Source organism: Rosenbergiella gaditana, from assembly GCF_018494065.1.
Lineage (GTDB): Bacteria > Pseudomonadota > Gammaproteobacteria > Enterobacterales > Enterobacteriaceae > Rosenbergiella > Rosenbergiella gaditana.
Genome location: NZ_JABBFR010000001.1, coordinates 20,140 through 40,660, shown reverse-complemented (window position 1 = coordinate 40,660; position 20,521 = coordinate 20,140). Strand labels below are relative to the sequence as shown.

At 48.6% G+C, this 20,521-nt stretch carries 25 protein-coding genes, 1 tRNA gene and 1 pseudogene; 20 read left to right on the top strand and 7 right to left on the bottom strand.

Annotated elements, in window-relative coordinates:
• Window positions 1–5 precede the first annotated feature (5 nt).
• Window positions 6–305 carry a flagellar hook-basal body complex protein FliE gene (gene fliE / locus HH682_RS00225; protein WP_338049281.1) on the bottom strand — a complete coding sequence of 100 codons (300 nt, stop codon included), beginning with the start codon at window positions 303–305 and terminating at the stop codon, window positions 6–8.
• A 221-nt stretch (window positions 306–526) separates the two neighbouring features.
• Here fliE and fliF point away from each other — a divergent pair, with 221 nt between their 5' ends.
• The 13 genes from fliF (at window position 527) to fliR (ending at window position 10,967) form a co-directional block, all read left to right on the top strand.
• A complete protein-coding gene (gene fliF, locus HH682_RS00220; protein ID WP_214235103.1) occupies window positions 527–2,170 on the top strand; it encodes a flagellar basal-body MS-ring/collar protein FliF in 1,644 nt (547 codons plus the stop codon).
• Complete coding sequence (gene fliG / locus HH682_RS00215; protein WP_214235101.1) at window positions 2,167–3,159, top strand: flagellar motor switch protein FliG; 993 nt, start codon at window positions 2,167–2,169, stop codon at window positions 3,157–3,159. The genes fliF and fliG overlap by 4 nt, the downstream gene beginning before the upstream one ends.
• A complete protein-coding gene (locus HH682_RS00210) occupies window positions 3,152–3,844 on the top strand; it encodes a flagellar assembly protein FliH (protein WP_214235099.1) in 693 nt (230 codons plus the stop codon). The genes fliG and HH682_RS00210 overlap by 8 nt, the downstream gene beginning before the upstream one ends.
• Complete coding sequence (gene fliI, locus HH682_RS00205; RefSeq protein ID WP_250318462.1) at window positions 3,844–5,208, top strand: flagellar protein export ATPase FliI; 1,365 nt, start codon at window positions 3,844–3,846, stop codon at window positions 5,206–5,208. Before HH682_RS00210 ends, fliI begins: the two co-directional genes overlap by 1 nt.
• A complete protein-coding gene (fliJ, locus tag HH682_RS00200; RefSeq protein ID WP_214235095.1) occupies window positions 5,208–5,651 on the top strand; it encodes a flagellar export protein FliJ in 444 nt (147 codons plus the stop codon). Before fliI ends, fliJ begins: the two co-directional genes overlap by 1 nt.
• A complete protein-coding gene (locus tag HH682_RS00195; RefSeq protein WP_214235093.1) occupies window positions 5,648–6,733 on the top strand; it encodes a flagellar hook-length control protein FliK in 1,086 nt (361 codons plus the stop codon). Before fliJ ends, HH682_RS00195 begins: the two co-directional genes overlap by 4 nt.
• Before the next feature lie 143 nt (window positions 6,734–6,876).
• A complete protein-coding gene (fliL, locus tag HH682_RS00190) occupies window positions 6,877–7,374 on the top strand; it encodes a flagellar basal body-associated protein FliL (protein ID WP_214235092.1) in 498 nt (165 codons plus the stop codon).
• A gap of 5 nt (window positions 7,375–7,379) precedes the next feature.
• Complete coding sequence (gene fliM / locus HH682_RS00185; protein ID WP_214235090.1) at window positions 7,380–8,384, top strand: flagellar motor switch protein FliM; 1,005 nt, start codon at window positions 7,380–7,382, stop codon at window positions 8,382–8,384.
• Window positions 8,377–8,784 (top strand): flagellar motor switch protein FliN, encoded by a 408-nt coding sequence (gene fliN / locus HH682_RS00180; RefSeq protein WP_214235088.1) that lies wholly within the window; start codon window positions 8,377–8,379, stop codon window positions 8,782–8,784. The genes fliM and fliN overlap by 8 nt, the downstream gene beginning before the upstream one ends.
• A gap of 10 nt (window positions 8,785–8,794) precedes the next feature.
• Window positions 8,795–9,169: a FliO/MopB family protein gene (locus HH682_RS00175; RefSeq protein WP_214235086.1), complete on the top strand. Its 375-nt coding sequence runs from the start codon at window positions 8,795–8,797 to the stop codon at window positions 9,167–9,169.
• 35 nt (window positions 9,170–9,204) lie between these two features.
• The gene (gene fliP / locus HH682_RS00170) at window positions 9,205–9,900 is read left to right on the top strand and encodes a flagellar type III secretion system pore protein FliP (RefSeq protein ID WP_250318477.1); all 696 of its coding nucleotides are present in this window, start codon (window positions 9,205–9,207) and stop codon (window positions 9,898–9,900) included.
• A 17-nt stretch (window positions 9,901–9,917) separates the two neighbouring features.
• Complete coding sequence (fliQ, locus tag HH682_RS00165; protein WP_214235523.1) at window positions 9,918–10,187, top strand: flagellar biosynthesis protein FliQ; 270 nt, start codon at window positions 9,918–9,920, stop codon at window positions 10,185–10,187.
• A gap of 3 nt (window positions 10,188–10,190) precedes the next feature.
• Entirely contained in the window at window positions 10,191–10,967 is a 777-nt protein-coding gene (fliR, locus tag HH682_RS00160) for a flagellar biosynthetic protein FliR (protein WP_214235082.1), read from the top strand.
• Window positions 10,968–11,430: 463 nt separating this feature from the next.
• On the opposite strand, the gene HH682_RS00155 is transcribed toward fliR, so the two are convergent.
• Window positions 11,431–12,384, bottom strand: coding sequence for a DUF808 family protein (locus HH682_RS00155; RefSeq protein WP_214235080.1), 954 nt, complete (start codon window positions 12,382–12,384; stop codon window positions 11,431–11,433).
• Window positions 12,385–12,407: 23 nt separating this feature from the next.
• Entirely contained in the window at window positions 12,408–12,683 is a 276-nt protein-coding gene (locus tag HH682_RS00150) for a hypothetical protein (RefSeq protein WP_214235078.1), read from the bottom strand.
• Window positions 12,684–12,863: 180 nt separating this feature from the next.
• Here HH682_RS00150 and shiA point away from each other — a divergent pair, with 180 nt between their 5' ends.
• The 4 genes from shiA (at window position 12,864) to HH682_RS00130 (ending at window position 16,148) form a co-directional block, all read left to right on the top strand.
• Complete coding sequence (gene shiA / locus HH682_RS00145) at window positions 12,864–14,168, top strand: shikimate transporter (protein WP_214235076.1); 1,305 nt, start codon at window positions 12,864–12,866, stop codon at window positions 14,166–14,168.
• Window positions 14,169–14,310: 142 nt separating this feature from the next.
• Window positions 14,311–14,967: a hypothetical protein gene (locus tag HH682_RS00140; RefSeq protein WP_214235074.1), complete on the top strand. Its 657-nt coding sequence runs from the start codon at window positions 14,311–14,313 to the stop codon at window positions 14,965–14,967.
• Window positions 14,968–15,031: 64 nt separating this feature from the next.
• Window positions 15,032–15,901, top strand: coding sequence for an EamA family transporter (locus tag HH682_RS00135; protein ID WP_214235072.1), 870 nt, complete (start codon window positions 15,032–15,034; stop codon window positions 15,899–15,901).
• A gap of 171 nt (window positions 15,902–16,072) precedes the next feature.
• A tRNA-Asn gene (locus HH682_RS00130) sits at window positions 16,073–16,148 on the top strand.
• A gap of 83 nt (window positions 16,149–16,231) precedes the next feature.
• On the opposite strand, the gene HH682_RS00125 is transcribed toward HH682_RS00130, so the two are convergent.
• From HH682_RS00125 to HH682_RS00110, 4 genes and pseudogenes are all read right to left on the bottom strand, one after another.
• Complete coding sequence (locus HH682_RS00125) at window positions 16,232–16,402, bottom strand: hypothetical protein (RefSeq protein ID WP_214235070.1); 171 nt, start codon at window positions 16,400–16,402, stop codon at window positions 16,232–16,234.
• A complete protein-coding gene (locus HH682_RS00120; RefSeq protein WP_214235522.1) occupies window positions 16,402–16,629 on the bottom strand; it encodes a type II toxin-antitoxin system Phd/YefM family antitoxin in 228 nt (75 codons plus the stop codon). The genes HH682_RS00125 and HH682_RS00120 overlap by 1 nt, the downstream gene beginning before the upstream one ends.
• 193 nt (window positions 16,630–16,822) lie before the next feature.
• A pseudogene (locus tag HH682_RS00115) lies at window positions 16,823–16,972 on the bottom strand (IS1 family transposase); the annotation flags it as partial.
• Between the two features lie 25 nt (window positions 16,973–16,997).
• Window positions 16,998–17,692, bottom strand: a protein-coding gene (locus tag HH682_RS00110; RefSeq protein WP_214235068.1) for an IS1 family transposase whose coding sequence is annotated in 2 segments (ribosomal slippage) — window positions 16,998–17,446 and window positions 17,446–17,692 — 696 coding nt in all. Because the reading frame shifts where the segments join, the coding sequence is not laid out codon by codon here.
• A gap of 203 nt (window positions 17,693–17,895) precedes the next feature.
• On the opposite strand from HH682_RS00110, the gene HH682_RS00105 reads away from it, so the two are divergent.
• The 3 genes from HH682_RS00105 (at window position 17,896) to HH682_RS00095 (ending at window position 20,508) form a co-directional block, all read left to right on the top strand.
• Window positions 17,896–18,066 carry a hypothetical protein gene (locus HH682_RS00105; RefSeq protein ID WP_214235066.1) on the top strand — a complete coding sequence of 57 codons (171 nt, stop codon included), beginning with the start codon at window positions 17,896–17,898 and terminating at the stop codon, window positions 18,064–18,066.
• Window positions 18,067–18,274: 208 nt separating this feature from the next.
• Window positions 18,275–19,675 carry a D-arabinono-1,4-lactone oxidase gene (locus HH682_RS00100; RefSeq protein WP_214235064.1) on the top strand — a complete coding sequence of 467 codons (1,401 nt, stop codon included), beginning with the start codon at window positions 18,275–18,277 and terminating at the stop codon, window positions 19,673–19,675.
• Entirely contained in the window at window positions 19,672–20,508 is an 837-nt protein-coding gene (locus tag HH682_RS00095; protein WP_214235062.1) for a glycosyltransferase family 8 protein, read from the top strand. The genes HH682_RS00100 and HH682_RS00095 overlap by 4 nt, the downstream gene beginning before the upstream one ends.
• Window positions 20,509–20,521: the final 13 nt, after the last annotated feature.

The window sequence follows — 20,521 nt, the reverse complement described above, 5'->3', positions numbered from 1 at the left end:
CATACCTATACCGACATATTCATCACTTCGTTATAAGCCGCAATCATTTTATTACGCACTTGCACGCCAAGTTGTAATGACACAGTGGCTTTTTGTATGGAGACCATCAAGTCATTGATACCTACCTCGCTTTGTCCTAATTCGACATCCCGCACTTGTTGCGCCGCATGATCTTGGTACTGACTCATACCGTTAAGCATCGATGAAAATACCGACGAAAAGGGAGGCTCGGCACTGTCGCCGGTGGCTGAAGGGGTTGATGTTGACGCCGATATTGGCAAGGTAATCGATGATATCGTTGTCACGATAGGTCTCCTAAATAATGAATTTATCGCCACAACTCTAACAGGGTGCTAATGATTCAAATCTAAAAATTAGCCATGAAAAGATCCCCTCATCCGACCATTACTTCTTCTCAGAACTCAAATAATAAGTCTGATAAAGAGTCGTTATTAATTTGTGTCAATGAGGAGAATCATGTGCTGTCACATCACACCAACCGCTGGGCTACGTTAGGAGTGTCTGCATGAGCATAAACACTGCCACCCTGCCCACGACCTTATGGAGTAGAGTCCAGCAATATATTGCAACCTTACGCGACCAACAGAAGGTGGTATTTATCGTGGCTGCCGCTTTTTCTATCGCGGTGGTTGCGGCCCTCACATTATGGGCCCGTAGCCCAGACTATCGAACGCTTTATGGTTCACTTTCGGAAGCTGAGGGGGGGAACATCGTTAGCGTTTTAACCAAAATGAACGTCCCTTACCAACTGGAACCGCATACCGGTGCGATTCTTGTTCCCAGTCAGCAAGTTAGAGAGCTGCGTTTACGCCTTGCTAGTCAAGGGTTACCGAAAAGTAGCACGACCGGTTTCGAGTTATTGGATGAGGAAAAATTCGGTCTAAGCCAATTTAACGAACAAGTTAATTTTCAGCGCGCCTTGGCAGGAGAGCTTTCACGAACCATTGAAACACTGGACCCAGTGGTGACCGCCCGCGTTCATCTGGCTATCCCCCGCCCCAGCGTATTCGTTCGAGAAAAACAACCGCCCACTGCCGCCGTTACCCTAAAACTGCAACCCGGACGCGTACTGGATTCCTCGCAAATTAACGCCATCGTTCATCTTATTGCCAGCAGTGTGGCAGGCATGAGTGCCGATAATGTCACCGTGGTCGATCAAGCAGGGGAACTCTTATCAGGCGCCGGTGTGGCTGCACAAACGCAAAATACCACCCAATTGAAATATACACAGCGTGTAGAAAAGACGGTCCAACAACGGATCGAACAATTACTGCGCCCAATACTTGGACAGCACAACGTGCGAGCGCAAGTCACGGCAGAGATTAATTTTGACCGCCAAGAACAGACAGATGAACGCTATCAACCTAACAATGATTCGGCTAAGCAATCCATTCGCTCCGCCCAGCGTAGCCAAAGTGAACTAAATCAACAGCAAGCCGAAGGGGTGCCCGGTGCGTTGTCGAATCAACCGACGCCTCCCACGCAAGCCAATATTGAAGGAGGTAAAAAGACCACTACCCAAGGAGAGACGGCCTCTACAGTCAAAAAAACGCCGCTACAGATGAACAATGAAAGTACCATTAACTATGAACTCGATAAAACGACACGCCATACACAATTGAGTACTGGCGGGGTTAAGCGTTTATCAGTCGCGGTGGTGGTTAATTATCAGCAAGATAAGGAAGGTAAAGACGAGGCCCTCTCGGCCCAACAAATGAGTCAAATTACCAGTCTGGTTAAGCAAGCGATGGGTTACACAGAGGCCCGCGGCGATAGCGTCAATGTGGTCAATACCCCTTTTACCGCGCACGAATTTGCAGACGATGCTTTACCTTGGTGGCAGCAATCACAATGGATTTCGCTCGCGACACAGGCGTTGCGCTGGCTTGTCGTCATTATCATCGCCACAGTGCTGTACCGTAAGATTGTTTCGCCAGCGTTCAGTCAATTCAAGCAGACGCTTAATTCACCGGTTATCGATACGCCTAAAGAACCAAGTGTGGTCGATCCCACCATTAATGAAGCAGCGCGTAAAGCACAGCTGCGGATAAATTCCGAACAAATGAGTCAACGAATTCGGACAATGTCAGAAAATGAACCACAAGTAGTGGCCTTAGTGATCCGTGATTGGATGGGGAACGAACTATGAAAATGACGGGCACGGATCGTAGTGCAATTTTGATGATGACCCTCGGCGAGGAACGCGCTGCAGAGGTATTCAAGCATCTTAATCAGCGCGAAGTCCAACACCTTAGTAGTGCGATGGCGACCATGCGCCAGGTTTCTCATCAACAGCTTACACATGTCTTGCAGCAATTTGAGCAGGATGCGGAGCAGTATGCTGCACTGTCGATTAACTCGAATGATTACCTGCGCACGGTGTTGATCAAAGCATTAGGAGAAGAGCGCGCCAGTAGTCTACTGGAAGACTTGCTGGAAACGCGCGATACCACATCGGGAATGGATACGCTTAACCTCATGGATCCGACTTCTGCTGCCGATCTTATTCGCGAGGAGCACCCGCAGATTATCGCCACGATCTTAGTCCATTTAAAACGCTCACAAGCTGCCGATATCTTGGCACATTTCGACGAGCGATTACGCCAAGATGTCATGTTACGGATTGCTACCTTTGGGGGTGTGCAACCGGCAGCATTAGCCGAACTGACCGAGGTACTGAATAACTTGCTCGACGGCCAAAATATCAAGCGTGCAAAAATGGGCGGTATTCGTACCGCTGCAGAGATTCTAAACCTGATGAAATCACACCAAGAAGAGACCATTATCGATGCAGTTCGCGCCTTTGATGGCGATCTGGCACAAAAAATTATCGACGAAATGTTCTTATTCGAAAATCTGGTGGACGTTGATGACCGCAGCCTACAACGCTTGATCCAAGAGATCGATGCGGAGCAGTTATTAATTGCCCTGAAAGGTGCCGATAACGCACTGCGAGATAAATTCTTGAATAACATGTCAACCCGTGCTGCGGATATCTTACGTGATGACCTTGTCAATCGTGGACCAATGCGCCTTTCCGATGTAGAAACGGCACAAAAAACGATACTACTGGTCGTCAGACGCCTTGCCGAAAGTGGCGATATGGTAATTGGAGGAGCCGATGAAGCCTATGTCTAAACAAGATCCCTCAATAGCCTGGCAGAAATGGCAGCCGCAACAGTTTGCGGAGCCAGGACAACAAGCGATCACCGTCCCTGCAGACCCTCTACCCATCAGCGCGCCAGAGACGACAGCCCCCCTTGACGCGCAACAAGAGATTGAGGCATTTCGTGCCTCGGTTCGCGATAACGCTTGGGAAGAAGGCTATGCCGCGGGCAAAGCAGAGGGCGAACGTGAAGGCTTACAACAAGGGACCCAGCAGGCGTTAGAACGCGCCACGGTTCAACAGCAACAAGCACTCGCCAGTATTGAAAAGCTGGTGCAACAAGTCACCCTTTCGTTCGATCTGCTCGAAGAAACAGTGAGCTATCGATTGGTACAATTAGCACTAGAAATTGCCCACCAGCTAACAGGAGAAGAGGTCAGCCATGACGCACGAATGGTCATGACGCAAGTGAAGCAGTTGCTGGCACAAGAGACGTTACTGACGGGCACACTCACGCTGAAAATTAATCCGCAGGATCACCAATTTCTTCAAGGACAACTGTCGACGCTCACTGAACACCCACGTTGGGAAGTGGTGGTAGACAGTACCCTACCACGCGGTGACTGCCGTTTAGTCAGTGACGAAGGTGAACTGGAAAGCGCCCTCTCTACACGTTGGCAAAGCTTATGCGAGCTGGCTCAGCAGGGAGCTTACTAATGCTTATGCTACATCGCTGGATGGGACGATTAGATCGCTTCGAACAGAGCCTGAGTACCACGTTTACCCCACGCCACTATGGCTATTTAACTCGCGCAACAGGCTTAGTGCTGGAGGTGAGTGGCTTAAAGCTCTCCTTAGGTAGCCACTGTTGGATTGAACGGGAACACGGCGGCGCAGAGAAAAAATGTGAAGCACAGGTCGTCGGATTTAAAGGGAATCAACTCTTCTTAATGCCTCTTGGGGCAATGGAGGGGATTCGCCCAGGATGCCGAGTCTATGCCTCGCAGGGTAAAACGGGAAGGGAGGGAAGCCTGCCTTTAGGGCCCGCGCTACTCGGGCGGATCCTCGATAGCTGTGGGCGACCCTTGGACAACCGCCCACTATTAACCGTGGAGTCCGGGAAACTCACTACCCCACCACTTAATCCCTTACTGCGTAAACCCATTGATCAGGTTCTGGATACCGGTGTGCGCGCGATCAATGGCTTACTGTCCGTAGGCCGTGGGCAGCGAATGGGGCTTTTTGCCGGTTCAGGAGTGGGTAAAAGTGTGCTGTTGGGGATGATGGCCCGTTATACCAGCGCCGATGTTATTGTTGTTGGACTTATCGGTGAACGTGGTCGAGAAGTGAAAGATTTTATCCAGCAGATCCTGGGTGAAGTAGGATTATCTCGCGCAGTCGTCATTGCCGCACCGGCAGATGTCTCCCCCCTATTGCGTTTACAAGGAGCGAACTACGCGACCCGTATTGCGGAAGATTTTCGGGATCGGGGTTACAACGTACTGCTGATTATGGACTCGTTGACGCGTTATGCCATGGCACAACGTGAAATTGCGCTCGCGATTGGTGAGCCCCCTGCCACCAAAGGCTATCCCCCGTCGGTGTTCGCCAAACTACCTGCCCTCGTTGAGCGCGCTGGGAATAGTGAGAGTATCAACGGCTCAATTACCGCTTTCTACACCGTATTAACGGAGGGTGATGACCAACAAGATCCGATCGCCGATGCTGCACGCGCGATCCTTGATGGCCATATCGTTCTGTCACGGGAGCTCGCTGAATCTGGCCACTATCCCGCCATCGATATTGAAGCGTCGATCAGTCGGGTAATGCATGAAATTGTCTCTCCGGAACAGTTGCAGTATGCCCGTGAATGCAAACGATTATTGGCATTGTACCAGCGTAATCAAGACTTAATCAGTGTCGGGGCCTATACCGCCGGCACTGATCCGAAACTAGATCGCGCGATCGAACGTTACCCAGATATTTGTCGTTATCTCCAACAAGAGATCAGTGAGCGTTGTGATTACACACAGGCGTATACAGAACTTGCTGCGCTGATCTCAGTGAATGAGGAGCAGTAATGAGTCATAAAAGTGTTTTAGAGGTATTAAAGGACAGAGCGACCGTTCAACGTGATAACGTCGCAAAACAACTCGCGACGCTACAACACGAACGTCAACAGGCCAGCGAACAGCAACAGTTGCTGCACCACTACCAACATGATTATCAACAACTATTACGTCACGAGTCTGAAGGGGGGATCTATAGCTATCGACGTGATAATTATTATGCCTTTTTACAGACCGTCGAGCATGCCCTGACCGCCCAATCTGCGGCGGTCGAGGTTCTGGATCAACAACAACAGCATTTACTCGATGATTGGCAACAATCCCGACAGAAAGTTAACGCCTTACAGGTATTGATTGAACGGCGTAATCAGCGCAACTCGCTGTGTCAGGCTCGCGCACAACAGAAATCCAGTGATGAATTTGCTAACCGCCGTTTTCAAGGAAAAGAGTCATGACGATAAGCCTATTACCGTTACTAACGTTATCAGGGAAAGTCGCGAGTTTACCTCATTCGTTGGCGATCAAGCCCGAAAGTCTACTGGCCGATGAAACCATTGCCCCCTCTTTCGGTGAGCTGTTGGCCCCTAAATGCTCGGTAAAAACTGCGCCATTCACTAAATCGATGGCAGAGAATGAACTCACCGACAATAATGAACTCACCGACAATATCGAACATTCTGAGCCAACACAGGCTACATCATTACTGAATCTCGTGTCGTCGATGTTACCCCCCGAGTCACCTCGCTTTACTCTTTCCCCTTCAAGCACCATGCCTCACGACTTGGTAGAAAATGAGGAGCGTTCGGCTAGCTTAACTCACGCGCCTCTCCACTCAGCCCCTTCCCTATCGGGGAGAAAAAGCACCTTCACCGATACTTCCTGTCAACTCTTACAGCACACGACCGCACAAACGCAACTTAACCCTGTTAATCTTCCACCGCCATCGTTAACACCGATCACTGCCCAGTTAAGTGCTCAACCGCCGTTGACAGAGCAAAAAGCCTTGAGCGAATCCCGCGCGCCTCAGGCTCACACTGCGCCACTTTCCCTGACGCAGCCGCCTTCATTTCCTGAACTTAGGGTACAACATGCCAGTGCTCAAGAACTGAAAGCCCCCTTAGGCTCTGCACAGTGGCAACGTGATCTCTCACAACAGATCATTTTCCATAAGCAAGGGCAACAAACTATTCATTTGAAGCTTCATCCTGAAGAGTTAGGCGATGTAAAAATCTCAATGACCGTTAATAAGGATCATGCTGAATTAATCATGCTGTCAAACCATGGGCAGGTCAGAGCAGCCTTAGAAGCGGCCCTTCCGCAACTGCGGCAAGCGCTGGCTGATAACGGTATTCAGTTAGGAAATAGTCAAGTCGGGCACGACTCCGCCTCTGGGCAGCAATACACTCCCTCATCGGATCAGCCTAGGCCCCAGCCCGCGGTGAATTTCACGCAGGGAGACGCCAGTGAGCCCTCGCTTACCACGGAAAACTCGCCCGTAGCACTGCGCGATGGCAGCCAAATAGCGCTTATCGTGTAGGCGCTCGCTCAGTCGATTAAAGACTGAGCGAACTGCGTAATATTCCCGAAAAAATCCCGCTATTCCGCCGATTACCCCCTATTCAACCTTGGATAATAAGCGTCACACCAATTTAATTGCTATTGCAAGGATATCGAGACCCCATGTCGACCAAATCCGAATCACCCCATAAATCCGCTCGAAAATGGATCATTCTCTTAACGGTTATCGCACTTATTGCCTGCGGTGCTGCAGGGTATGCCGTATGGAAACTGCGGGCGTTAAGCACGTCCCCCCAGACACCGACCCTCACTCAGGTCCCTGAGGAGATCACTATCCCACAACCCCTTTTCTATCCGCTCGAACCTTTCACCGTTAATTTAATGGCGTCAGCCTCCCAGGATGAACGCGTTCTTTATATCGGCTTCACCTTACGGCTCAAGGATAAGCAAACGGAAGAGCGTTTAATCAAGTACCTCCCCGCAGTAAGAAGCCGCATTCTATTGTTATTAAGTCATCAAGAACAAACGGCATTGCAAACGGAAGAGGGTAAAACGGCGTTATCCGTACAAATTAAAAAGGTGTTAAAGGACCCTCTCGCTCATGGATTACCTGAGCAAGATATCGCAGATATTCTCTACACCACCTTTATCTTGAGGTAGCAGTAATGGCTGATACAAGTTTATCCCAAGCTGAAATCGACCAATTGCTTAACGGTGATTCCGGCAATACGGAAGCCGCAACCGATGAGGGTGATCCGAATACCATTAGAGATTATGATCCAACGACACAACGTCGCGTGGTACGTGAACGGCTACAAGCCTTAGAAATTATTAATGAGCGTTTTGCCCGTCAATTTCGGATGGCGGTATTCAATCTTCTGCGTCGCAGTCCAGATATCACGGTGGAATCTATCGATATCCAGCCCTATCAAGAATTTGCGCGCAACATGCCCGTACCCACTAACCTCAATCTGCTGCATATGAAACCTTTGCGTGGCACGGCTCTGATTGTCTTTTCACCCAGCTTAGTGTTTATCGTGGTGGATAACTTATTTGGGGGGGATGGACGTTTCCCGACCAAGGTGGAAGGCCGTGAGTTTACCTATACCGAACAGCGGGTGATCCGTCGTTTGTTAAGTCTGGCGTTGGATAATTATCAAGAAGCGTGGCAAGCGATCTACCCCTTGACCATGGAGTATGTGCGTTCGGAAATGCAGGTCAAGTTTACCAATATTACTACCTCACCCAATGACATTGTGATTAATACCACTTTCCAAGTCGAGATCAGTAATTTGGTGGGACATTTTAATATCTGCATCCCTTTCTCGATGATTGAACCCCTGCGTGAGTTATTGGTTAACCCGCCGTTGGAGAACAGTCAGCATGAGGATTGTCTCTGGCGTGAAAACTTGGTCAACGAAGTCCAACAATCTCCCGTAGAAGTCACCGCACGGCTGACCGAACTCTCCATCACACTCCGCCAAATTATGGGTCTACAGGTAGGCGATGTGCTTGCAATAGAGTCGCCCGAAAACATTATTGCGACAGTCGATAATGTGCCGGTGTTTACCGCCTCACACGGTATTCATCACGATCAGTATGCCCTGAGTGTGAATCAACTGATTACGCCACTGCTCTCAACCTTACAACAAGGAACTTCCCATGAGTGATACCCCCTCTACCCCAGAAAATAATGAATTAACCCCTGACCCATGGGCGGAAGCCCTCGCTGAACAACAGGTCAGCGACGGGGAGTCAGATAAGGTTTCACCGCCAGTTTCCCCCCTGCCTGAACCTGTGGATCCGCTACAGGATATTAATCTAATTATGGATATCCCCATTCAACTTACCGTTGAATTAGGCCGAACTCGCATGACAATTAAAGAGCTACTACGGTTAACCCAAGGTTCTATCGTACCGTTGGAAGGGTTGGCGGGCGAACCGCTCGATATTTTAATTAACCATTACCTGATTGCTCAAGGCGAAGTGGTGGTGGTCAATGATAAATATGGCGTTCGGATCACGGATATTATTACGCCTTCTGAGCGCATGCGCCGTTTAAATCGATAGTGAAAAGACAATGACTGCAACTACTGCTGCTCCCCTCGTAGAGATATCGGCTAACCAGATGCTGTTACATTCAGGCGGGGCATTAATCGTGATTATCCTCCTCCTACTCGGGGTTAAAAAGTTACTCAAGCATCTTCCTCAGGGGGGGCGATACAAAGGGGCGCGTTATCTCGCCATAAAAGAGACGCTCGTGATCGGCCCTCGCGAACGCCTGATAATTGCGCAAGTGGGAGAGCAACATATCGTACTCGGGGTGACACCTCAGACTATTCAGTTTCTCTGTACTCTCGCTGAGCCAGCGATGGATGCATGCGCGGAGCCCCCTATCGTTCCCCAGCGCTTTGCTGAGAAATTTGCACAGTTTCGCGCAAGGAAAATACTATGAGTCATTTTACGCGTAATCGAGTGGTTGGGGGGGTGATGGTCAGCCTCCTCCCCCACTGCGCTTGGGCACAGCCCTTCCAACCACTATTCGGTAGCGGGCAAGACTGGGCTATGCCCGTTCAAACACTGGTTCTGGTCGGCGCACTCAGTTTTATTCCTGCTGCCTTATTACTGATGACCAGCTTCACGCGCCTGATCATTGTTTTTGGGTTGCTGCGTAACGCGTTAGGAACTACCGCCGCTCCACCAAATCAAGTGGTTATTGGCTTATCGCTCTTCCTGACCTGGTTCATTATGGGGCCTACTTTTGATCGAATATGGCAAGAGGCTTATTTACCCTATCAACAGCAAAAAGTCACCTTGGTCGAGGCGGTTGATATAGGCAAAAAACCGCTGATGGCGTTTATGCTGCATCAAACACGTGAAACCGATTTAGCGCTCTTCACCCGCTTAGCTCATCTGCCTGCTCCAGAAACCCCCTCTGCGGTGCCTTTTCGCGTTCTGGTGCCCGCCTATGTAACCAGTGAGTTAAAGACCGCTTTTCAAATCGGATTCACGCTTTTTATTCCCTTTTTGATTATCGATTTGGTCGTCGCGAGCGTATTAATGGCATTAGGGATGATGATGGTTCCCCCAGCAACCCTAGCGCTACCCTTTAAGTTGATGCTGTTTGTGATGGCTGATGGATGGCAATTATTGATTGGCTCTTTGGCGCAGAGCTTTATCAGCTAATTAGGGAGAACAGTATGATGACACCAGAAATGATCACGACCTTAGGGCAAGCGGCGATGAAAGTCGCCCTATTTCTCGCCGCCCCGCCACTGCTTGCGGCATTGCTCACCGGGTTGATTATCAGTCTACTGCAAGCCGCGACACAGGTGAACGAGCAAACACTCTCTTTTATTCCAAAAATTATCGCCGTAGTGACCACGCTAATGATTGCCGGGCCATGGATGCTGACGATAATGATCGAATATATTAAGACCCTGCTCACAACCTTTCCTCATTGGGTCGGATAACCTATGGATCTGCTCAGTTTAATCGGCCTACCGGATCGCTTGCCCTCGATTTTCCTGCCTTTTTGTCGAATTATCGCTCTGTTTAGCTTTGCACCCTTGCTGTCAGAGAAATCAATCACCATGCGCTTACGTGTAGCACTGGCTTTGGTAATAAGTCTAGTGATCGCCTTGCCCAGCGCCACTCATCACGTCGCCCTTTTCTCTTCACAGGGCGTACTGACAATCATCAATCAATGTGTGATCGGGGCGGCATTGGGGCTCAGTATGCAGTTTGTATTTGCCGCCATTCGCTTAGCTGGGGAGGTCATTGCGCTGCAAATGGGGCTCTCTTTTGCCTCGTTTTTTGATGCCGGCAGTCATAGCTCACTTTCAGTGGTATCGCGATTACTGACTTATTTTAGTTTGCTGCTGTTTGTGAGTCATGATGGGATAGTGTGGATGATTGAGCAGCTTGCGGACGGTTTTGAGCAGTTGCCTTACGATACACTCAACCCGTTAACGGAGACCTCTATCGGGCTAGCTCAACTTGGTAAAACAATTTTCTCCCACGCTTTACAACTCTCTTTACCGCTTATTTTTATGTTACTGGCGGTAAATTTGGCACTGGGGTTGTTGAATCGTATGACGCCACAGTTTTCGGCGTTCGTTATTGGGTTTCCATTGACGTTGTTGATTGGCATTTTTTCCCTATACCAAAGTATGCCGCTGCTGTTGGATGCAATTCAGAACATGCTGCTGACCCTAAGTCAACAACTCTTGCTGATCTTCGGTGCAACGTAGCGAAAAGCGAAGGGCTGTTCTGGATTTCCCTAATATTATTCAGCATCTTACTTTTCGCTACCGGATGAGCAGCATGGGCTAAGGTGTGTCCAGCCACGAATAAAATACTCTCAATCTTTACCGTACTCTTTATACCTCGATTCATTGATACAAAAAATATTGAAAAGACATCCCCTATCAACGAGTAAAGTAATTAGCTTTTACTTTTTTTTAATAAGCGGTTTGCTTCTCTTACTTTTCTTTAGATATTCATTCGTGAAGTAAAGTGAGGGGAACGATAGCGCTAAAATCCAAACTGAGCTTTTTATTCTGTATTGGATAAGTTGATAGAAGATAGGTTGGAAGGAGGATATTAGGCTAATTACGCTGAGCGGCACTTATTAACTGGCATCCAGTATGTTGCTCCTCCCCCGACGCATCGCGTCGGAGAAAGAGACGATACCTATCACCCTAAACTAATCGCTTATTTTGGCTGCTCTGCTGATTTCTTAGCACCAAACAGCTTGCTCACTGCTTTCACTACCACCAGTACGAGCCCACCTAATAATGCTCCCACCACTAAGCTTGCTAGGTTGGACACCACACTTTCACCAAGGCTACTGATTGCCGCAGGCAAGGCGTGGGTTAAGGTATGCGTAAGGTGTTCAATCCAGTGATGGAGTAAGGGCCAGCCGTGGATAACAATTCCTCCGCCCACTAAAAACATGGCCAAGGTGCCTACCACAGAGAGGAATTTCATTAACTTTGGCGCCAACAGCAGCAAAAACTTACCTAGCCCTTGGGCCACAGCATTTTTACGTTCTTCCAGCCAGTAGCCTGCATCATCAGTTTTAACGATCACCCCCACCAGCCCATAAACGCCCACCGTTACCAGTAAGGCAATGCCTGCCATAATGACAATCTGATTGAGCAATGGCGCTGCCGACACGATCCCCAAAGTAAGGGTGACTATTTCAGCCGATAAAATAAAGTCAGTACGCACCGCCCCTTTAATCTTATCTTGTTCATATTTTGCTGCATCGTCTTGGCTCAGCTTAGCTAAACGCGCTTGCCGAGCTTCAGGGCTTTTCTTATCTTTTTCAGGAAATACCCAGTCGAGTACTTTCTCAATACCTTCAAAACAGAGATAGGCCCCTCCTAACATTAATAAGGGGGTGATTAACCAAGGGGCAAAAGCCGAAATCAACAACGCCAGAGGGACTAAAATAACTTTATTAAGTAAAGAGCCTTTCGCCACGCCCCAGACAACAGGGAGTTCTCGATTCGCTTTAACACCACTGACTTGTTGTGCATTAAGTGAAAGATCATCGCCGAGCACACCAGCGGTCTTCTTCGCTGCGATCTTGCCCATTACCGAGACATCATCAAGTAGGGTTGAGATATCATCTAACAGCGCAAATAAACTTGTTCCAGCCAAAATAGGTATCCTTATCAGTAGCGTTAAATGATGTCACTGTCTTGACAGCATGGGCAGTCATTTTCTTCAACTGCCGTCATATCGGCAAATCCGGGGGTATCCCATTCCACATGAATCGGCATTCCCGCCGGTAAAGCATGGTGGATATATTTATAGACTGGCGTTTCCGTCAAGCCAGAGATCTCTTCCGTCGCGATGCACTCGTCACCCACATAGATTTTTGCAGTGGCTTTGCTTGCCACCATCCGCTCGTCGTTTAAGGCATAGAGACGGGTAACAGTGAGACGTATTCTCGGCATAACTCTCCTCGTTAATGTCGCGATAGTAATTCAATTAACTTTACACAATTCACTGGATCCTGCCAGTTTTCGAGCGAAAACACTGCGTAAAGCCAGCATCCGGCGATTGTTTTTCAATGAGAACTCAGTATTATTTGTCCGCCAATAAAAAACGCTTCGTCGTGGATAACAGATATAATTATGCTAGCAAACACCAACCTTTCAGCACCTGCCCACTCACCTTCACCTTCTCAGGCCAAACGTGCGGCTTGGGGAAGCTTCGCCGGAGCAGTGGTTGATTGGTATGATTTTTTATTATATGGCATAACTGCTGCCTTAGTCTTTAACCATCAATTTTTCCCCGCAATCAGTCCCGCCATGGGAACCTTAGTTGCCTTTGCGACCTTTGGAGTGGGGTTCCTCTTCCGCCCATTAGGCGGCATTGTTTTTGGTCACTTTGGTGACCGATTGGGCCACAAAAAGATGTTGATTATCACCGTCTGGCTGATGGGTATTTCAACCGCGGGGATTGGCCTTCTCCCCTCTTTCGCCACCCTCGGTTGGTGGGCACCGGGATTACTAGTGACCCTTAGGGCTCTACAAGGTTTCGCCGTAGGCGGTGAATGGGGAGGCGCAGCATTACTGGCCGTAGAACACGCACCCAAACACCGTAAAGCGTTTTATAGTAGCGGTGTGCAAATGGGCTATGGTGTTGGACTGTTATTAGCCACCGGCTCAGTCAGCCTAATCAGTGCGTTAACCAGCGAAACCCAATTCGCGAGCTGGGGTTGGCGGCTGCCGTTTTTACTGAGTATTTTATTAGTCGCCGTCACGCTGTGGCTACGTAATGGAATTAACGATACGCCTGCTGCCCCTTCAACAGAAAATAAACCGCGATTACCGGTTATTGAGGCGATGTCTCAACACCCTTCGGCGTTTTTTTTAATCATTGGCTTACGCTTATGTGAGCTGTTGACGATGTATATCGTCACCACCTTCGCCTTAAATTATTCCACGCAAAATCTTGGCTTACCGCGTGAATTATTTCTATCGATAGGCTTAATGGTCGGTGCAGTCAGTTGCCTGACAATTCCCTGTTTTGCATGGCTGGCGGATCGCTTTGGTCGTCGACGGATCTACGTTACCGGCGCAATTATTGGCGCGATAAGTGCTTGGCCTTTTTTCCTGGCCCTCGAACATGGCGCAACCCTACCGATTATTCTGTTTTCGTTACTCTTGGCTAACCTTGCCCACGATATGGTGGTGTGCGTACAGCAACCAATGTTCACTGAGATGTTCGGTGCCCGTTATCGTTACAGTGGCGCAGGGGTCGGCTACCAAGTCGCAAGCGTAGTGGGTGGTGGCTTTACCCCCTTTATTGCAGCGGGTTTAGTCACCTTAACCCATGGCAGTTGGCACGGTGTCGCGCTCTATTTAACATTGGGATGCGTACTTTCGTTGTTGACCGTCTGCTTTATCAAAAAGTCACCCCTTAGTGAGCCATAATCCCACTTATAAAAAGATAGGGGTGAGGCCACCCCTATCTTTTTATAAGACTGTTTCACCACCCACTTAGCTACTTAGCTACTTTGCTAACCTGCTACACTGGCTGAGTTTAGTTCACATCTTATGACAGGTATTCAACACTATGACGATCACCACCGAGTCAGTTTCTCCTACTAATATTGATACCCTTATGGGCTCTCGACCCTCAATGGACGATGACGCATTACAGCGCCTGAATAGCTTGCTTAATACTGCTCGCCAGCAGAAGCAACATGACGAAATCTTGGCAGATAAGCGCACACGCGCTTATTTGGTACTGTTTATGTTTTTATATTTAATGCTCGGGGCATCACTCACCTTACCGACCACGCCGATAAACTTTAGCCATTTCGCTCTACACTATGCGATTGAGTCGATACCTGTACTCATTTCTTTTTCCGGCTTTTTTATCTCCGTACTTTTCTTCTTCTCAACACGTCGGGCCTATCGTCGTCATCTCAGTTGGCATACCACGATTACTGCCTTGGAAGCTCGCTCCGGTCAACAACTCAGCCATTATATTGATAACTTAAATTGTGGCCCGCAAAATTATTCCAATACCGGCATTCAAAGCGCCTTAGCACTATTTATATGTGTAACCTGGGTGGTGCTGTATAACTTTTTCACCTTCACCACCAGTGGCGTGATTGGCAGTGTCATTTCACTGTTTATCAGCACTATGGTGTATGTGATGTTAGATATTCAATTATTGAAAGCCTCGCACGCCACCGTGCAAGAAGAGCATGCCGAGGCGCCTTAAGTCTCTTGTCGTCTTACGTGTTAGCGCGATGAATCAGTGATCATTTTCGTAAAGGTTAATTATTGTGTGGTATATGTTAGCAGTGACCCTACTTTGGGGATCATCATTTAGTCTTACCGGGCATATTCTCGCCGGTCATGTCGATGGCTTTTTTTCTGTGTTTATTCGCACGCTTATCGCGGCGATAGTTTTTGTGCCCATGATGACATGGCGGGGTCTACCGGCGAAATTAATCGCCGGCCTTTGGCTCTGTGGCGCGTTACAATTCGGGATTACTTACGCATTGGCTTACCAAAGCTTCCGTTTATTAACGGTTCCCGAAATGTTACTTTTTACCACCCTAACTCCGCTCTATATAGGCTTGATCAATAACGCGCTAGACCGTCATTTCAATCCATGGACGTTATTGGCTGCCGCGTTCGCGGTATCGGGGGGAATGGTTATTCATTATCATGGCCTTACTGGCGATTTTTGGCGCGGTTTCTGGATTTTACAGTTAGCCAATGCCACCTTCGCCGCAGGACAAGTCATTTGCCGCCGTTTGCTGTTAGCGCGCCATCCTCAGCTGGGGATGACCAAAATATTGGGGCACTTCTTCCTTGGGGCAGTACTGATTTCTGCACTGCTCTTTACGCTATTTGGCCACACAGACCAATTACCCCAAACACCGTTACAGTGGGGTTTGCTGATCTATCTGGGACTGATTGCGACTGCACTCGGCAGCCTGTGGTTAGCAAAAGGCAGTACGCTTGTCAGTGTGACGGCCTTAGCGATTTTTAACGAACTCCATGTTCCCATCGGCTTGGTGATCAACCTGCTGTTTTGGGGAAGTGACGTTCCCTTATTACGCTTGCTCGCGGGTTGTGCGTTAATTGCGGTCGCGGTTGGGGTTAATTATCTCGGGGCATCACGCTACCGTGCCCGTCAAGCCTAAACATACTGGGTACCTTACCGAGATAAGGTGCCCTTACTCCGTCACTACCATGACTTTTTGGCGCGAGTTCTTCTTATTGCTTGTTTTATCAGCAGTTAACCACGCCAAGGTAAAAACAGCTTTGACAAGCCTTAGACGAGACGCTATTATCTGCCCCGTCTTCAGGACAATTCCTCTGTAGTTCAGTTGGTAGAACGGCGGACTGTTAATCCGTATGTCACTGGTTCGAGTCCAGTCAGAGGAGCCATATTAAAGAAACCAGATGTCTACTGACGTCTGGTTTCTTGCTTTCTATCAATTGCTTAACCCTCCAAGCTTGTCTACTCACGTCTAGTAAAAACACTCGAAGCTACACCCTTTTGCTGGTAAAATTTGGGCTTCAAAGCCTTCGATAACGCCCACAATCACCGCTTTAGGATCTTGATTTGTCTTAACAAGAAACCCTTTAACCTCTTCGAGGCACACTTTCACAGTTTGGGCGTATTGAATGACAACCGTCATTAGAGCGCGTCCAACAATTGCGCTTTACTGAGCACCTGACCATCAGCCACATCTTTCTCAGATAAGGTAAGTAGCTTTAGCAGGGCGATAGCTTGAGTACGTTCAATCGATGCCTCGTAGGACTCAATCACATACGCCGGTTTGCCGTTTTGCGTCACAATAATAGGCTCATCGAGATCAAGAGAAGCGGCGTTTTTTTTTATATAGCTAATTGTTTCTACTTTCATCATGTCCTCTCAGTCGCCGGAAAGGGGCTTCACAATAAGACTAAATATAGTCTATATAAAGACTGATAACAACCTTTCACACCGCTGGATTATGTCTTAACTATACGCTTTTCTCGACACAAATTAATGCGTTCCAGGGCTGGAACGATGAACACCGGCTATAGGTGTCGTGCATTCAATATGGTGAATGGCATTACAATACATAGTGCTCACGCTCGATAAATATACCAATGATCCTGTCATGCATTTCTGCAGATTTTGAGTATCCCAGGGTTTTACGGTTCAGCCGTTTCAACCTGTTGCGAAGATTCAGGTTTTCACGCTCAATACGTTGTGTGTAAAGTATCAGAAAAGGGTAATGACTCCAATTAGTAGAACATATATTTTTCAATGAAGGCCCCGATGACTTTTTCATGTAGCTCTATTGTGCGTGAGAAGCAGATTGTTTTTCGGGCTAAACGCTTGATGCGGGTTCTTAGCGTCAGATTGTTACGCTCAATACGCTGAGTGAATAGTTTGCCTGTCAGATGCTTCTCCTTTGGTACTTCTCTGGCATAACTTCCCCAGTCATCGCTTGTTATCATGCCGATATTAAACGGAGTGAGCAGGGCCAGTAGTTCACGACAGGTATCATCCGTCCGTGGTCCGAATGTATAAGCCAGAATGCCGCCTGTTTTGGTATTGTATGCGTACCAAAGCCAGTGCTGCCGGGCTTTACTGCCGACAAAGCTCCATTGCTCATCGAGTTCGCAAATAAGCGCCACATCTGCATGAGCGACCGGAGAGGAAGTTATTCGCTTCGGGGCGAGTTTTTTAAGGTGCGGATGACGGTGTTAATACCGATTTTGAGCGTCCTTGCGGTATCCCGGACACCGGCACCGTTGAATGCCATTTCGGTAATTTGTTCTTTGACGCCGGGCTTGCGGGCTTCATAAGTATAGGTGAGCAGAAAAACGCGGTGGCACTCACGACAGCGAAACCGGTCACGGCCTTTAGGGTTCTGCCCATGACGGTAAACCTGAGCAGACTGACAACGGGGACAATGAACAGTAACGCTGGCCATGAAAAACCTCAAAGCGATGATTATACATCAATTCAACTAATTGGATACATTACCAGCCATTTCGAGGTTTCCCGTAGCTTCAATTCCTGTTTATTTTCCTACCTGCTCTTCCTTTGATGTGGATATCCGCAACGGTAAGAGTGCTTCAGGCCATCAACCACCTACCACACTCAAAACCCGGTATGCATCAGCAGATTATCGTTATGAATATGAAGGTATCGGATGTCGTGCAACTGCGGACGCGGGGGCTAAGCACACCGCAAATGGCCTCGCTCGCACAAATTTCGGTCATTGTTGAACCGTTATTGGACAATATGGCTCGATTGGAACCGCAACACCCTCTGCGTAATCAGGCACGGCTAGTCGTCGTATAGGTCAGCTATGCAGGATGCCACAGGCAAACTATGGCCTGTGACGACCCTCCCCCAACTCACTGGCGAGGACGTCGAGAGGATTCATTGCCCCTTTGCGGAAAAAATTTGTTAAGATCCTTTAGAACAGTGATCTATTTCATATTTTTGATAAAAATCGACTACGCTTAAACGACAATCCTTTTTATGCTAATGAGCGAGTGGAGCGAGAGTGATACAGAACCCAATACTTTACCCCCAGCGTTCAACGGATGAACCTTCTGCAGAGCAGATCTTCAACTGGGCACGGAATGCGCAACTAGGAACCAAACAACAGTTGCATACGCCAAAAGATGAGGCGGCTTTACAGGCACTCCTTCAACAGAGTTCAGGCCCAATTCGTATTATTGGTAGCCGGCTCTCACCTGGACGCATGGTGTCGCCCGAGAGTGACGGGGTACTGCTTGATTTAAAACATCTTCGCGGCGTCTTGGCGATGGATGAGCACAGTGTACGCGTTGCCGCAGGCACGCCTTTACAAGAACTCTTCAAAACCCTGCAGCAGAACGGCAGGATGCTGAATTGCTCCCCCGGGGTCATCGCGGTACAAACTGTCGGTGGGGCGCTGGCGACGGGTACCCATGGTCAGGGCTTACAGCAAAGTGCGATAACCGACGAAGTACTGAGCTTTACCCTTATTCTCGCTAATGGGGAAAAACGGACTTTCCAACGAGGCGACGCCGAGTTTTCTGCAGTGATGGTTAACCTAGGGTGCTTAGGGATCATCACCGAAGTGACACTTGCCACTGTCCCAGAACGCTATTTTACTTGCCAGAAAACAGCGGTGAGCGCAGACAGCCTCGAGACCGATATTATCGAGTGGAATCATCAACATCTTTTTAATAAAGCATGGTGGTTCGTCGATGATAACTTATTACATGTATGGAATATTGACCCCGCTGACGACTCTGCGCTTAAACACTACGAAGACAATGCTCAGCAAGTTGTCCGTCACTCCACTGACCAAGATGAAAGTCTTAACGCAACCATCGACCAAACCCTTGCCCTGATGCATGCGGACACGCAGGTTCATGGTCATGGTGGAAAGCAATTTCGTACTGTCGCCCGCTTCAAAGATTTCACCGATGTGACCGGCGACATTTACCAACTGCTTTGTCGCGGTATTGCTGTGCCACAAATTAACGTTGAGATTGGTGTTCCCTTAGCGCAAACCCCCGCCATTATTCGTCACATCAAACAGTGGTATGCCGAGCAGCAACCGCATATGCATTACCCTATTATCCTGCGTTGCACAGGCGCTTCGGATGCTTGGTTAAGTCCTGCGTATCAACAAGACACCTGCTATTTTGGTTTTGTCGTCTATTACGCAGATGACGGTTCTCTCTCTCAAGACGGCCTGCATTTCCTGACAGAAGTAGAGAAAATACTGGCCACCTATGGCGGGCGGCCTCACTGGGGGAAATATTACGATCCTCAGCATTATGATTGGCCGACACTGTATCCTAAATGGCAAGATTTTTTTGCAGTGAAGCAGCAGCTCGACCCGCAGCAGCGCTTTAGTAATCACTATATTCAGCAACTCTTTCCTTCGACGATAGGAGATCAGGCATGAACGCATGGGCTACCCTTCTCACTCAAGACGCGTATCTGGTTGGGGTGATTGCGCTTCAGCGATCACTTAAACAACAACAGAGCCAATGGCCCTTAGTGGTAATGGTCACGCCGACCATCAGTGAGACGGCACGCGAGCAGTTGGCCGCTGAAGGCTGTCGCTGGGTGGAAATTACGCCGCTTTATCCTAAAGCTGAACTCAGCCAACATTATGCCTCGGCTCAATTCGGTGAAGTCTGGTCGAAATTACGTGTCTGGGGCTTAACAGAATATCGTCGTATCGTTTTTCTTGATGCAGATATGTTGGCCGTGCGCAATATGGATGAGCTATTTGATTTATCTTTAGCCGAAGGCCACATTGCTGCCTGCCATGCTTGTCGCTGTAATCCTAATCAGATCGCCAGCTACCCTGCCAGTTGGCAACCCGAAGCTTGCCACTACACTTGGCAAGAAAGAGACCAACAACCGCCCGAGGCGCTAGATCTTTACTTGAATGGTGGATTTCTGGTGTTAACGCCGGATAAAGAGATGGCTAACCATTTAGTGGAGAAGGTTGAGGGGATTAGCGATCTGAGCCGTTATCCGTTCTCAGAACAAGACTTACTGAATGAAGTTTATGAGCATCGCTGGACACCGCTTTCTTATGGCTATAATGCACTGAAAACATTACCGTTTCAGCATAAGCATTTGTGGAAATTCGATGAAGTGAAGAATATTCATTATATTCTTAAAAAACCCTGGCAGAAGCCTCGTCACCCAAGCTCCGCCGAGCAAGACCGCGATACACCACTGGATAACCTTTGGTGGCAGGTGTACCAGCCGGAAGAAAGTTAAGGCAAGCCTAGAC

Bases quoted from the DNA above. Each gene is read 5' to 3' on its own strand.
- fliJ (WP_214235095.1), top strand. From the start codon at position 5,208: ATGAGTCATAAAAGTGTTTTAGAGGTATTAAAGGACAGAGCGACCGTT.
- HH682_RS00125 (WP_214235070.1), bottom strand. From the start codon at position 16,402: ATGACGGTTGTCATTCAATACGCCCAAACTGTGAAAGTGTGCCTCGAA.
- HH682_RS00175 (WP_214235086.1), top strand. From the start codon at position 8,795: ATGACTGCAACTACTGCTGCTCCCCTCGTAGAGATATCGGCTAACCAG.
- shiA (WP_214235076.1), top strand. From the start codon at position 12,864: ATGCTAGCAAACACCAACCTTTCAGCACCTGCCCACTCACCTTCACCT.
- HH682_RS00120 (WP_214235522.1), bottom strand. From the start codon at position 16,629: ATGAAAGTAGAAACAATTAGCTATATAAAAAAAAACGCCGCTTCTCTT.
- fliL (WP_214235092.1), top strand. From the start codon at position 6,877: ATGTCGACCAAATCCGAATCACCCCATAAATCCGCTCGAAAATGGATC.
- HH682_RS00140 (WP_214235074.1), top strand. From the start codon at position 14,311: ATGACGATCACCACCGAGTCAGTTTCTCCTACTAATATTGATACCCTT.
- fliP (WP_250318477.1), top strand. From the start codon at position 9,205: ATGGTCAGCCTCCTCCCCCACTGCGCTTGGGCACAGCCCTTCCAACCA.
- fliG (WP_214235101.1), top strand. From the start codon at position 2,167: ATGAAAATGACGGGCACGGATCGTAGTGCAATTTTGATGATGACCCTC.
- HH682_RS00105 (WP_214235066.1), top strand. From the start codon at position 17,896: ATGAATATGAAGGTATCGGATGTCGTGCAACTGCGGACGCGGGGGCTA.
- fliQ (WP_214235523.1), top strand. From the start codon at position 9,918: ATGACACCAGAAATGATCACGACCTTAGGGCAAGCGGCGATGAAAGTC.
- fliF (WP_214235103.1), top strand. From the start codon at position 527: ATGAGCATAAACACTGCCACCCTGCCCACGACCTTATGGAGTAGAGTC.
- HH682_RS00150 (WP_214235078.1), bottom strand. From the start codon at position 12,683: ATGCCGAGAATACGTCTCACTGTTACCCGTCTCTATGCCTTAAACGAC.
- fliN (WP_214235088.1), top strand. From the start codon at position 8,377: ATGAGTGATACCCCCTCTACCCCAGAAAATAATGAATTAACCCCTGAC.
- fliR (WP_214235082.1), top strand. From the start codon at position 10,191: ATGGATCTGCTCAGTTTAATCGGCCTACCGGATCGCTTGCCCTCGATT.
- fliI (WP_250318462.1), top strand. From the start codon at position 3,844: ATGCTTATGCTACATCGCTGGATGGGACGATTAGATCGCTTCGAACAG.
- HH682_RS00195 (WP_214235093.1), top strand. From the start codon at position 5,648: ATGACGATAAGCCTATTACCGTTACTAACGTTATCAGGGAAAGTCGCG.
- HH682_RS00095 (WP_214235062.1), top strand. From the start codon at position 19,672: ATGAACGCATGGGCTACCCTTCTCACTCAAGACGCGTATCTGGTTGGG.
- HH682_RS00210 (WP_214235099.1), top strand. From the start codon at position 3,152: ATGTCTAAACAAGATCCCTCAATAGCCTGGCAGAAATGGCAGCCGCAA.
- fliM (WP_214235090.1), top strand. From the start codon at position 7,380: ATGGCTGATACAAGTTTATCCCAAGCTGAAATCGACCAATTGCTTAAC.